The 12,543-nt window shown below is 63.5% G+C and carries 10 protein-coding genes and 1 tRNA gene; 5 read left to right on the forward strand and 6 right to left on the reverse strand.

The annotated features are described in order from the left end of the window. The 3 genes from EN879_RS08930 to phnN all read left to right on the forward strand — a co-directional run. A partial coding sequence (locus EN879_RS08930; RefSeq protein ID WP_127274013.1) for a DUF1045 domain-containing protein occupies positions 1–684 on the forward strand: 684 nt, incomplete at its 5' end. 13 nt (positions 685–697) lie between these two features. Further along, entirely contained in the window at positions 698–1,849 is a 1,152-nt protein-coding gene (locus EN879_RS08935) for an alpha-D-ribose 1-methylphosphonate 5-triphosphate diphosphatase (protein ID WP_063169766.1), read from the forward strand. After that, a complete protein-coding gene (phnN, locus tag EN879_RS08940; protein WP_164774351.1) occupies positions 1,846–2,475 on the forward strand; it encodes a phosphonate metabolism protein/1,5-bisphosphokinase (PRPP-forming) PhnN in 630 nt (209 codons plus the stop codon). The genes EN879_RS08935 and phnN overlap by 4 nt, the downstream gene beginning before the upstream one ends. 5 nt (positions 2,476–2,480) lie before the next feature. Here phnN and EN879_RS08945 read toward each other — a convergent pair whose 3' ends face one another. The 3 genes from EN879_RS08945 to EN879_RS08955 form a co-directional block, all read right to left on the reverse strand. Then, the gene (locus tag EN879_RS08945) at positions 2,481–3,476 is read right to left on the reverse strand and encodes an ABC transporter permease (RefSeq protein ID WP_027161057.1); all 996 of its coding nucleotides are present in this window, start codon (positions 3,474–3,476) and stop codon (positions 2,481–2,483) included. 53 nt (positions 3,477–3,529) lie between these two features. After that, positions 3,530–5,074: a sugar ABC transporter ATP-binding protein gene (locus EN879_RS08950; RefSeq protein WP_082826719.1), complete on the reverse strand. Its 1,545-nt coding sequence runs from the start codon at positions 5,072–5,074 to the stop codon at positions 3,530–3,532. A gap of 172 nt (positions 5,075–5,246) precedes the next feature. Next, positions 5,247–6,209 (reverse strand): sugar-binding protein, encoded by a 963-nt coding sequence (locus EN879_RS08955; RefSeq protein ID WP_127274014.1) that lies wholly within the window; start codon positions 6,207–6,209, stop codon positions 5,247–5,249. A gap of 558 nt (positions 6,210–6,767) precedes the next feature. On the opposite strand from EN879_RS08955, the gene EN879_RS08965 reads away from it, so the two are divergent. Both EN879_RS08965 and EN879_RS08975 read left to right on the forward strand, forming a co-directional pair. Further along, positions 6,768–7,886 carry a LacI family DNA-binding transcriptional regulator gene (locus EN879_RS08965; protein ID WP_063169765.1) on the forward strand — a complete coding sequence of 373 codons (1,119 nt, stop codon included), beginning with the start codon at positions 6,768–6,770 and terminating at the stop codon, positions 7,884–7,886. A 970-nt stretch (positions 7,887–8,856) separates the two neighbouring features. Beyond that, complete coding sequence (locus EN879_RS08975; protein ID WP_013528384.1) at positions 8,857–9,249, forward strand: MAPEG family protein; 393 nt, start codon at positions 8,857–8,859, stop codon at positions 9,247–9,249. Positions 9,250–9,613: 364 nt separating this feature from the next. Here EN879_RS08975 and EN879_RS08985 read toward each other — a convergent pair. From EN879_RS08985 to EN879_RS09000, 3 genes are all read right to left on the reverse strand, one after another. Then, positions 9,614–9,690 (reverse strand) — tRNA-Arg (locus tag EN879_RS08985). A 132-nt stretch (positions 9,691–9,822) separates the two neighbouring features. Further along, positions 9,823–10,749 carry a DUF1003 domain-containing protein gene (locus tag EN879_RS08990; RefSeq protein WP_063169764.1) on the reverse strand — a complete coding sequence of 309 codons (927 nt, stop codon included), beginning with the start codon at positions 10,747–10,749 and terminating at the stop codon, positions 9,823–9,825. Positions 10,750–11,441: 692 nt separating this feature from the next. After that, positions 11,442–12,329, reverse strand: a complete 888-nt coding sequence (locus tag EN879_RS09000; protein ID WP_063169763.1) for a D-alanyl-D-alanine carboxypeptidase family protein — start codon at positions 12,327–12,329, stop codon at positions 11,442–11,444. Positions 12,330–12,543: the final 214 nt, after the last annotated feature.

The following is a 12,543-nucleotide window of genomic DNA, read 5'->3' on the forward strand; positions in this document are numbered from 1 at the left end:
CCCCGGCAGGACGAGCCACTGGCGCGGATCGCCGCCGACTGGCTGGGCCGCGACCCGTTTGGCGCCGCCACGAGGCCGGTCGAAGCGGTGGCCGACCTGTCGGCGGCGGAAGTGGCTTTCCACACCGCTTCGGCGCGCCGCTATGGTTTCCATGCGACGCTGAAAGCACCGTTCCGCCTGGCTGCCAACGAGACGGAAGTCTCGCTGCGCGCCGCACTCGACCTTTTTGCCGAGGTGACGCCGGTGGTGACCATTCCCCGTCTCGTGGTCAGCCAGATCGACGGCTTCTTCGCACTGGTGCCGGAAGGGCCAGTGCCTGCGCTCAACCGGTTCGCCGATGACGTGGTGCGCGACTTCGACCGGTTTCGCGCACCGCTGAGCGAGGCGGAAATCGAGCGGCGCAGCCCGGATTCGCTGAAGCCGGCCGAGTTCCGCAATCTCTGCCAATGGGGCTACCCCTATGTCTTCGAAACCTTTCGCTTCCACATGACGCTCTCCGGCCGGGCGGGGTCACAGGAGAGCCCGCGTTTGCGCGCAGCGATCGACAGCCTGTTCGCGGAAGTGCTGCAACAGAAGGTGCTGGTGGATGCGCTGACCTTGTTTGTCGAAACCGAACCGGGTGCGCCGTTCATGGTGCTCTCGCATCACGCGCTCGGGCGCCGCCCGGCCAGAAAAACCGCCTGAAGGACTGCCTGAAATGACCGCCGAGACTGTTCTCCACAATGCCCGCATCGTGCTTGCCGACGAGATCGTCGAAGGTTCGCTGGTGCTGCGCGACGGCTTTATCGCCGGCATCGAAGCCGGCGCAAGCCTTGGCTCTGGCCGCATCGGCGAGGATATGGGCGGCGACTATATTATTCCCGGGCTGGTCGAGTTGCACACCGACCATCTCGAAGGCCATTACGCGCCGCGGCCCAAGGTGCGCTGGAATCCGATCGCCGCCGTGCTCGCCCATGACGCGCAGGTGGCAACCGCCGGCATCACCACCGTGCTGGACGCCTTGCGCGTCGGCATGGACGAAGACGCCGACCTGACATCGGCCGACATCCGCAAGCTGGCCGACGCGATCGAGGACAGTGTGAAGCAGGACCGTCTGCGCGCCGACCATTTCATCCACCTGCGCTGCGAGGTTTCGGCACCCGACTGCCTCAGGGCTTTCGCCAATTTCGACGGCGACGAGCGGGTTAAGCTGGCATCGCTGATGGATCATGCGCCAGGCCAGCGCCAGTTCGTCAATCTCGAAACCTATGCCTACTATTACCAGCGCAAGCTGAAGCTGACCGATCGCGACTTCAAGGTGTTCTGCGAAAAACGGATGGCCGAATCGGCGCGCAATTCGGCGCCGAACCGGGCGGTGATCGCCGCCGCCTGCCAGGAGCGCGGCATCGTGCTGGCCAGCCACGACGACGCCACATCGGGCCATGTCGACGAAGCGATCGAGCAGGGCGTGCGGGTTGCCGAATTCCCGACCACGGAAGAGGCCGCAAGGGCCTCGAAAGAGGCCGGGATGGGTGTGCTGATGGGCGCGCCAAACGTCATGCGCGGCGCCTCGCATTCGGGCAATGTCTCGGCCCGTACGCTGGCCAGCGACGGCCTGCTCGACATCTTGTCGTCCGACTACATTCCCTTCAGCCTGATCCAGTCGGCGTTCTTCCTCGGCGATGTCGTCGAAGGCATTTCCCTGCCGCAGGCCGTCGCCATGGTCTCGAAAAACCCGGCCGATGCGGTTGGACTGACCGACCGCGGCGTCATCGAGCAGGGCCGCCGCGCCGATCTGGTGCGGGTGCGCGTCGACGACCATGTTCCGGTCGTGCGCACCGTGTGGCGGCAGGGACGCCGGGTGGCATGATGGTGTCGGCACTGATCGAGCGGGAACTTTCGGCCGAGACGTTTCCGATCCGCGATGGCGTTTTCGTCGCCGTCGTCGGCCCAAGCGGCGCCGGCAAGGACACGGTGATCGGCTACGCCCGCAACCATTTTGCCGACGAAACGCGGCTGGAGTTCGTCCGCCGGGTCATCACCAGGCCGAGCGATGCCGCAAGCGAGGATCACGACACGCTGGCCGACGCTGCCTTCGCCGAAGCCGAAGCCGATGGCGCCTTCGCCATTTCCTGGGAAGCACACGGCTGGCGCTGCGACATCCCCGCCGATGTCGACTGGTCTGTCGCCAATGGCCGTGTCGCTGTCGCCAATGTGTCGCGCGCGATCATCCCCTCCTTGCGCGAACGCTATGCCAACCTGGCCGTCGTCGAGATCACTGCCTCGCCTGAAGTGCTGGCCGAGCGTCTGGCGATGCGCGGCCGGGAGTCCCGCGGCGAAGTGCTGGCGCGGCTGGCACGCAGCGCCAATGTCACTCTGTCCGGGCCCGGCGTCACCTCGATCGACAACAGCGGCCCGCGCGAAGCCGCCGGCGAACGCTTCGCCGAGGTGCTGCGCAAGGCGATGGCCTTTTCCGACATGTCGGGCCTGATCTAGGCTAGCTATTCCGCAGCCTGGCCCGCCACGCCCTTGCGGGTGGCGTCGACCATCAGCCGCCGTTCCCGGAACACGCCCCATTGCTGGTCGACCAGCACGCCGATGAGGATGACGCCGCCCATCACCGCGAAGTTGAGCGAGGACGGGATGCCGAGCAGGTTGACGAGATTCTGCAGCTCCTGCAGCAGCACCGTGCCGAGGATGACGCCGATCAGCGAGCCTTCGCCGCCGCGCAGCGAGAAGCCGCCGAGCACGGCGGCGGCGATGGCGTAGAGTTCGTAGAACTGGCCGTGGCTGGCCGGCGAGATCGAGCGCGTGTACATGGCGAAATAGATCGCCGACAGCGCCGTCAGCACACCGCAGATGACATAGGCGGCGATGACGACACGGCCGGTGCGGATGCCCGAATATTTCGCCGCCTCCTCGTTCTTGCCGATGGCGTAGAGATAGCGGCCGAACACCGAGCGATGCAGCACCACCCACATGACGATCGAAATAACGATCAGCGCGATGAAACTGTTCGGCACGCCATAGGAGCGTCCGGCCGTCAGGAATTCGAGCTCGGGAAAATTCTGGCCGAACGCAAAACCCGCCGTGCCGTCGGCGGTGTAGAAGCGGGCGACACCGCGGTAGATCAACAGGCCGCACAAAGTGACGACGAAAGGCTGCAGCTTGAGCCTTGTGATCAGCCAGCCATGCACCAGGCCTATGATGGCGCCGAGGAACAGGATCAGCACGAAGGCCAGCGGCCAGCCCACCTCGCGCACGGCGATGAAGTCGATGAACAGCGTTCCAAGCAGCGCGACCACCGAGCCGACCGACAATTCGATGCCGCCGGTGATGATGACGAAGGCCTGGCCGATCGACAGGATGCCGAACAGACCGATCAGGTTCGAGGTGTTGGCGAGGTTGATCGGCAGCAGGAAGCGCGGATTGATGATCGCAACGATCGCCCCGACCACCAGGATCAGGATCAGCAGGCCGAGATCTTTCTTGCTCATCGTCTTCTCCCCAATGCCTGAGCAGATCGCGCTTGCGCGAGACCCCGGCAAAACTACTTCGGCTGCTTGCCCACCGCCAGCAGCAGCACGTTTTCCTGGCTGAACCGGTCCTTGTCGAGAATGCCGGAGATTTGGCCCTCATGCATGACGGCGATGCGGTCGGACACGCCGATCACCTCTTCCATGTCCGACGAGATCATCAGCACGGCGACGCCGGCATCGGCCAATGCGCGCATCAGGCCGTAGATTTCCGCCTTGGCGCCGATGTCGATGCCGCGCGTCGGCTCGTCGAGGATCATCACATTGGGGTTCATGGCCAGCCACTTGCCGAGCACGACCTTCTGCTGATTGCCGCCCGACAGCGTGCCGGTGCGCGTCTGCACCGAAGGCGCCTTGATGCCGAGGTCTTTCTTCTGCTTCTCGGCGGTGGAGGTCTCGGCGCTTGAGGACACCAGGGAGCGGCGCGCATGCGCGGGCAGATTGGGCAGCGAAATGTTCTGAGCGATCGACAGGTCGAGCAGGATACCGGTCAGCTTGCGGTCTTCCGGAACCAGGAAGATGCCGTGCGCGACGGCGTCGGCCGCGGAAGCCAGCGCAAGCGGCTTGCCGTCGAGTTCCAGCGCGCCGCCGAGCTTCGAATCGATGCCGAAGAACACCCGCGCCAGCTCGGTGCGGCCGGAACCGACAAGACCGGCGAGGCCGAGGATTTCGCCGCGCCTGACGTCGAGATCGACCGGGCGGCCGGGATAGGCAGGGGTGCGGATGGCCTTGGCCGCAAGTGCTACGGCGCCGGGCGCACGCGCCGCTTCCGAGGCCTTCTCGCGCTCCTTCAGCATGCGGCCGATCATCAGCTTGACCATCTGGTCGTGGCCGATATCGCTCTTCGGCAAGGTGCCGGCCAGCATGCCGTCGCGCAGCACCACGACGCGGTCGGCTACGCGTTCGACCTCGTGCAGGCGGTGCGAGATGAAGATGACGCTGATGCCGTCGGCCTTCAGCGCCTTGATGACGTCGAGCAATTTGTCGGTCTCGGCGAGCGGCAGGCTGGATGTCGGCTCGTCGAGGATGACCAGCCGCGCCTCGATCGACAGCGCCTTGGCGATCTCGACCATCTGCTGCTGCGCCAGCGACAGGGTCGCGACCGGCGTGTCGGCGGAAAAATTGGCGCCGACGCGCTTCAAAAGCGGCGCCACCATGGTGCGCAGCTTGGCGCGGTCGACGAGCTTGAGCGGCCCGGCGCGCAAAGGTTCGCGGCCGAAGAAGATGTTGGCGGCGACGTCCAGATTTTCGAACAAATTGAGTTCCTGGTGGACGAAGGCGATGCCCGATCCCAGGCTGGCTTCGACGGAGAGCCTGTCATGCGCGGTGCCGTCGACGGTGATCGTGCCGCTGTCGGGCCTGGTGACGCCGCCGAGGATCTTCATCAACGTCGATTTGCCGGCGCCGTTTTCGCCGACAAGGCCGATGACCTCGCCCGGCCTGACCTCCATGGAGAAGCCGTCGAGCGCGACGACGCCCGGATAGGTCTTGCGCACGTTCTCAAGGCTGAGGAACGGGGCGGTCACGGATGCAGCAATGGATGTGTCGGAATAATTCATCATGCCTGACAGCGATTGGCGGGCCAATTTCTGAGCATGATCTTTTCCGAGAACCGGCTTCCACTTTTCGGGATCATGCTCTTGGCTTTTGGCAGACTGACGATCCTCGCGGTGTTCGTCAATGCGAGCAGCCGGCCCAAGCGACGTTGAGCCGGCTGAACTGCTTCAAGTCTTAGTTTCCGGCCATCGCCTTCAGATTGGCGGCGTAGGCGTCGACGTCATCCTTGCCGATGATCTTGGTCGGGATGATGATGAGGTTGCCTTCCGGGATGCCCGACTTGTCGCCCTTGAGATAGGCAGCCATCAGCTTCATGCCCTGATAGGCCCATTCGAAGGGCTGCTGCACGACGGTGGCGGCAATGGTGCCTTCCTTGACGCCGCCGAGCGTGATCGGATCGTCATCGAAGCCGACGACGGTGATCGAGCCGAGCTTGCCGGCGTCGCGCAGCGCTTCATAGATGCGCGGCGTGTTGTAGGAGTAGAAGCCGACCATGCAGGTGACGTCGGGGCTGGCGACCAGCGCGTCCTCGACATTCTTCTTGGCGCGCGCCTGGTCGATGTCGTCGCCGCGCACGTCGATCAACTCGACCTTGGTGCCGGCCAGGCCGTCCTTCATGCCTTGGATGCGCTCCTTGGCATTGTCTGCGCCGAGCAGGCCGACGAAGCCGAGGCATTTGCCGCCATTGGGCATCGCCTTCTTGGCGATTTCGGCCGCCTGCTTGCCGGCATCGACGTTGGACGAGCCGATATAGGCGACGCGCTTGGTCTGCGGGGCGTCCGAGTCGGTGGTGAACAGCGCCGTTTCCGAAGCGATCTTGTTGAGGCCATCGGTCGAGGTCTTGGGATCGACGGCCGAGACCATGATGCCCTTGACGCCGGCGGTCACCAGATCGTCCATCAGCCGCTGCTGGATGGCGACCGAGGACTGCTCGGGATATTTGAGCTCGAGCGTATAGTCGGGCAGTTCGCCCTGCGCCTTCTTGACGCCGGCTTCGGCGGCCTTCCAGAAATCGGAAGCGCCGTTGACCACGAAGGCCAGCGTCGGCTTGTCGTCGGCGCGCGCGATTGCCGTGGCCGACAGGCCAAGCAGCAGCGCGGTCGCGGCTACGGATGCATTGCGTATCAAGGATTTCATGTTCAACCTCCCGTTTGGCTCAGTCGTTGGACCGGCCGATCTTGCACTGACCTGATTTGCCGTTTGCAGCGTGGACGCCCTCCTCCTCAAAGGGGTTCCCGGCACCGAAAGAATGGCGTCGTTCCAGCCACGACAGCGACCTTAGAGACTCATCCTTCATTCGTAAATAGTCCGATTTGTCTGACATATCACATATCCGAGACAAGGCTTGCGGAGATAGGATCCGCTCGCCACCGGGCCATTTTTCGTACTCTCCCGTCGCCCCGGACGTGACCGGCCGGATGCGACGATTGACGGTACAGCGCATTTTTGTATTAGTAAACAGTATTAGTTCCGAGCCAATGCCAGCGGTTTCGCGGTGTGCCCGCCGGCGTGCCGCCCTCACCGCTGGGCAGCCGCCCAGGCCTTTTGTTAATTGAGCTTTCGCTTGTATGGAGATGCGTGGCGGATGGACCTCCGGCATACTAATAGTTATAAACGAGCTTGACGTTATTCCGATAAATCGACGGCGTCACGCCACCTTGCCGGCCTGACCGGCCAGCCAGACTGGGATTTGCCATGAGCGAGACGACGGATCGGGCCAGCGACACAGCGAGGCGGCGCAAGGCGCCGGCCAAGGGCGCCAAGGGCCGCGTCACCATGATCGATATCGCCAGGGCCGCCGGCTGCTCGCAGGCGACCGTGTCCTTCGTGCTCAACAATTCGCCAGGGATCAAGCTGTCGCAGCAGACCCGCGAACGGGTGATCGAGGCCGCACGGACGCTTGGCTACACCGCGCCCGCTTTCGAGGCGCTTCACCCGGCATTGCCTGCCTTCGAGGGGCCCGCCTTCGAAGGGCTGGACGGGGTGATCGGCTTTGCCGTCGACCAGCTCGCCACCAGCCCCGAAGCCGTGGTCGCCATCGAGGGCGCGCGCCAGGCCTCGTGGAATGCCGGCAACGTGCTTCTGGTGGCGCAGACGCTGGGCGATTCCGTCATGGAGCCGCGCGCTATTTCAGCGCTGACCAAGCGGGGCATTTCGGCGCTGATCTACATGACCATCTTCACCCGCGAGATCACAGCGCCCGACTATCTCTACGGCCTCGACATCCCGGTGATCCTGCTCAACTGCTACACGGCGGACTACGCCTTCCCGTCCGTGGTGCCGAGCGAGATCGCCGGCGGCCAGAGCTCGACCCGCCATTTGATCAGCCACGGCCACCGCCGCATCGCCACCATCACCGGCGAGCCGTGGATGCAGGCGGCACAGGACCGGCTGAAGGGCTACCGCCGCGCGCTCGCCACGGCCGACATCCCGTTCGATCCCGAGCTGGTGGTCGAGGGCGACTGGTCGGCCAGCGCCGGCTATGCCGCCACCGTCAAGCTGCTGGCGCTCAGGGATAAGCCCACCGCCATCTTCTGCCAGAACGACCGCACCGCGATCGGCTGCTACGAAGCGCTGAAGGAAGCCGGCCTGCACATTCCGCAGGACATCTCCGTGGTCGGCTACGACGACGAGGAAATCGCCAGGCATCTGTTCCCGCCGCTGACGACCTCGATCCTGCCGCACATGGCGATGGGCCAATGGGCGATCGAACAGCTGGAAGCGCCGGCGGCGCCTGGACGGGGGCGGTATCCGATCACGAAGCTGGAGTGTCCGCTGGTGGAGCGGGAGAGTGTACGGGGGGTGGTAGGGTAACGCGACTCGGCGGGCCCGCGCTGGCTTACCTTCGACCGTTAGGGAAACCTGACCAGTGGGACGAAGAGCTGATGGCTGCAATGCAGACGATTCTTGCGCGGAAGGGGGTCAAGGTCGAAGTCTGAGACATTCATTCCCATTGGTGCAACAGACCGGCACGGTTGCGAATTTGGGGTTGGACACGCCGTGCCGGCCAGTGCTGGACACCCCAGCCCGATTACGCTACCGGCACAACAGGAATCCAGCAATTAAGCCTGATGGTCTAGATCGCGAGTGCAGAGCCTGTTCTCGCGCTTCAGGGAGCCCTTTTACCACGGGCATTACTTCTCCTCCGGGCAGTCCAGCAGCTTCGCATGGCGATGCATTTCTTCGCACCCGTCCGACAAGGCGGGCTTGAACCATTCCGCTTTGTCTTTCTTCAGGCCTTCGGCACTGGTCCGCTAACCTTGCCCTGCACGCGGTCCCACAGGCAGTTGCGTCTGCCGAACTTGAAATTGAGGTTGACGGTGCCGACTTGCGGAATCGGCTGTCGTTTCCTGGAGAAAGCAAAAAGCCCGCCACCTTTCGGCAGCGGGCTTTCCAAAACTGTAACTCTCTTGGTTAATCGATAATCCCGGATGAGCTGGGCGAAGCCGTCACTGACGACAGTCGCTCACGCTTCGTGAAAACGGGCTTCTGATAGATTTTCTTCATCGACATTCCCCTTTGCCAATAATGTGTCACTCTTTGCCTTCCGCCGGGCAGCGTGTCAATCGCGCACGGCGGTATGCCGATGGCCATCACCGCCTCCACGGAAGGGACGCTGATGGCATAACTTGCCCATCGTTTTCGGGTGATTAACAAAAAGGGCAATTATATAACTGACAACCCCGCTCTTATTGGCGCTGGTTGTCAGGAAAGATCTGCCTGCGCCTTGCCCTTGCCGATAACCTTTGCTTGCCTACTGTCCCGACCATGAGAGGAGGCAAACATGGAACGGCTTTACCCGGTAGCTCTCGTGACGCTGTTTTGTAGCTTGATGATATTCGGAATGGCGGTGACGGTCGCGAGAACCCACAAGAAGACTGGCATACTGGCGCCCGCAATGACCGGCGACCCGCTCCTTGAACGAACCATCCGGGCACATGCCAACGCGGTGGAATGGTTTCCTATCTTTATGCCGTCGATGTGGCTGTTCGCGATCTACTGGAATGCCGCGTGGGCTTCCGGCCTTGGGCTGCTCTGGATGATAGGTCGGATTGCATATTTCGTAGGGTATCGCACCGCGCCCTTGAAGCGCTATCCCGGCTTCTTCGTCCAGTCGATTGCAGCCTTCGCGCTGCTTTTTGGCGCTCTGGGCCGGATCATCTATCTGATGCTCTAGGCGCTCCCCAGCCGCGGGAGAACGGCACGGTACCTCATAAGCGGAGATAGGGCGCACTCCCTCCGATCGGTGTCGGGTCGGTAATATTGCTGGACGCGTTCGAGGGGCGCCAAATGCTCATCGCCTCCTATTACATGTGGTTCGACGGCCGGCCGGCAGCCGAGCAATGAGGGGTGTACCTTCTTCACGACGCAGGTGGCCCATTCGCGGGCTCGCGACACCCTCGCCGCCGAACGCTGGCGGTTGCCCTGGCTGGCGGTTGAGAAGAATTATGCCTTTGAAGGGCTGAAGGGCCGCGTGAGCCTGCTCGACCGCAAAGCTGCCAACGACAAACGCAGTGCCCCGAAACGGACCTACATGGAACTGGCGCACCCGACAGGATTCGAACCTGTGACCTCTGCCTTCGGAGGGCAGCGCTCTATCCAGCTGAGCTACGGGTGCTTTCCGGAATCCGGAAAACGAACCAGCCGGTGAACCGGCAAGTCACGGCTTCTTAGCGGAAGCGGGCGCGGGCTTCAACGGGCAATTGGCGATTGGCGTAGCGACTTGGGCCGGGTGCGTCCAGGCTGCGGCCTACGAGGTTCCCGCCCCCGCCTTCACCGTCCGCCTTCCACGCACCGCCCGCTTCGGCTTCTTGGCGCCCGCCAGTTCGTGCATCGCGTCCAGCTGCATCTGCTGCATTTCGGCGAGCCGCGTCCATTGGCGCGAGATGAGGTAGTCGAGCTTTTCGTGCAGATGGCGCACTTCGAGCTCGGCCTTGAGGTTGACGCGGTAGTCGTTGAAGGAGCGCAGGCGGTCCTTGGACTCCTGCCGCCGCTGGCTCATCATGATGATCGGCGCCTGGATGGCGGCAATGCAGGAGAGCAGCAGGTTGAGCAGGATGAAGGGGTAGGGATCGAAGGCGCTCGACATGCCGGCGACCAGATTGATGCCGATCCACACCAGCAGCACGCTACCAAACGAGATCAGGAACCACCAACTGCCGCCGAAGGCCGCCATGTTGTCGGAGACGCGGTCGGCGAAGGTGCGGTGCTCCTCGAATTCTTCTTCCGAGTTTTCGGAAATCGTGTCCTGCCTGGCGATCGATTCGACCACCTGACGGTCGAGCTCGGAGAATTCGCCGTGCTCCTGCTGCAGCAGCTCCTCCATATAGCGCATGCGGTAGCGGCCGAGCTCGGCGCGGCTGATGCGGGCGCCGGCCGGCAGGTCGGGATGGTCCGAGCGGATGCGGTCGGCGAGGCTCGGGCGCAGCGTGTCGATGCGCACCAGATCGCGCTTGCGGAATTTGCGGCCCGATATCGCCGACGGCTTTTTCTTCGGCTTGCCACGGTGGGCGCCGGGGCCTGCCGGTTCGGAGTCCGGCACTTCGGGCGTGTCGAAGTGTTCGTCCGATACCGGATCGGCCTCCAGCTCACCGACGATCGGCGCCTCGAAATACTCGCCGCCGTCATCGTTCTGATTGTCTGCCGCCTGTTCGGACGTTTTGGGGACGGTGCTCATGGTGGGCTCCTGAGGGTGCTGGGCGACGATAGACAGAGGTGGCGGCGCATAGCCAGCGCCGGGCACGGATTTCGCAGGCCGGACAAGTGTTTTTGATCGGAGAGGCGATGTGGCTGACGGCGGCTCGCCCCTCAGGGAGGGTGGAGACGTTCGAAATTGGCCGGAGCGGGAAGAACTTGCCCGATGTTTGCGCCAATCACCCCCCTCTGTCCTGCCGGACATCTCCCCCTCAAGGGGGGAGATTGGCTGTTGTCCCGGCTTTCGCCAATTTCCACCGTCACAGGAGTGAGCGGAGCGCCGAAGCTGCCAATCTCCCCCCTTGCGGGGGTTGAGGAGCGGTCCGCGCAGCGGGCGGAAAGCCAATTGCTTGGCTTTCCGAGCGACGAACATCCGGCAGGACAGAGGAGGGCGCTGTCCCGCCAACGTGCACAAGGTTCTGCAGGGCGGCGGGCAACAAAAAACCCGCCTTGCGGGCGGGTCACGTTTCCAGTCGATCAATTGGCGCGACTCAGCACCATACCGAAAATAGTAGCATAGCTGCCCTCAGGGTCAAGAAAAAATTCCTATCGATATCCATCCCCGCGCAGCCAAGCGCGATGCTTGCTACCGGCAGCTCGCCCTTCGCAGGCTCAGGGCGTTCGTCGTTCAAAAAGCCAAGCAATTGGCTTTTTGTCCGCTACGCGGACCACTCCTCACTGTTCCGCGAACATCAGCCTGGTCTTGGCGCCGTCCGTGGTCGGCGACAGGCTGCGCTGGATCAGCGCTTCGACATGGTCGTTGCGCTGGCGGGCTGAGTCGGCGCCCATCACCACGACGATCAAATTGCGGCCGTCGGCATTGTAGGAGGTGACGATGTTGAAGCCGGACGCCCTGATGTAGCCGGTCTTGATGCCGTCGACGCCGCGCACGCGGCCGAGCATGTCGTTGTGGCCGCGCACCAGCCGGCCGCGGAACATGAAGTCGCTTTCGGAGAAATAGTGGAACTGCTGGGGAAAGCGCTGATGCAGCGCCATGCCGAGCACCGCCATGTCGCGCGCCGTCGTCATCTGGCCATCGTCGGGCAGGCCCGACGCGTTGCGGAAGGTCGTGCTGGTCATGCCGAGCTGGCGCGCCTTGGATGTCATCATGGCGGCGAACTGATCCTCCGAGCCGCCGAGATATTCGCCGACCGCCACCGCCACGTCATTGGCCGATTTGACGACGATGGCGCGGATCGCGGAATCGACGTCGATGCTCTCGCCGCGCCGGAAGCGCATCTTGGTCGGCGGCTGCGAGGCGGCATGGTCCGACACCGGGATCTGCGTCTGCTTGCTGACGCGGCCGGACTCCAGCGCCTCGAACAAAAGATACAGCGTCATCATCTTGGTCAGCGAGGCGGGGTAGCGCTGCGCCGTCGAGCTGACCTCGAACAGCTGCTTGCCGGTCCTGGCGTCAACCACGATGGCCGCATATTTCTGCGCCGGCGCGGGCACGGCCAGCACGCTGTCGGGCGGCGTCGTGGCGCAGCCGGCCAGCAGCACCAGCAGGGCTAGTGCCGCAAAAACTCTCTGGATGAGCGGAAAGGGACGCAGGTAGGACAAGGGCTGGACCGTTCTGGGTCGGCTGTTGCTGAGATGAGACGACGCTAACGTAACGCGGCTGTTGCGTCCATTTGGTTAATGCCGGTTAGCCCCAGGATTGTCGAGCCTCGCAAGCTTGGCATCCGCCCCGAAAACGCCGGTTTTCCCGTGTCTTTGCTTGCCAAGGCCGCGTTTCCCGTGGGAAGGGGCGTGGTATCGAGGGCTTGGGGGCTTG

The organism is Mesorhizobium sp. M7A.F.Ca.AU.002.02.1.1 (genome assembly GCF_003998535.1).
GTDB classification, from domain to species: domain Bacteria; phylum Pseudomonadota; class Alphaproteobacteria; order Rhizobiales; family Rhizobiaceae; genus Mesorhizobium; species Mesorhizobium ciceri.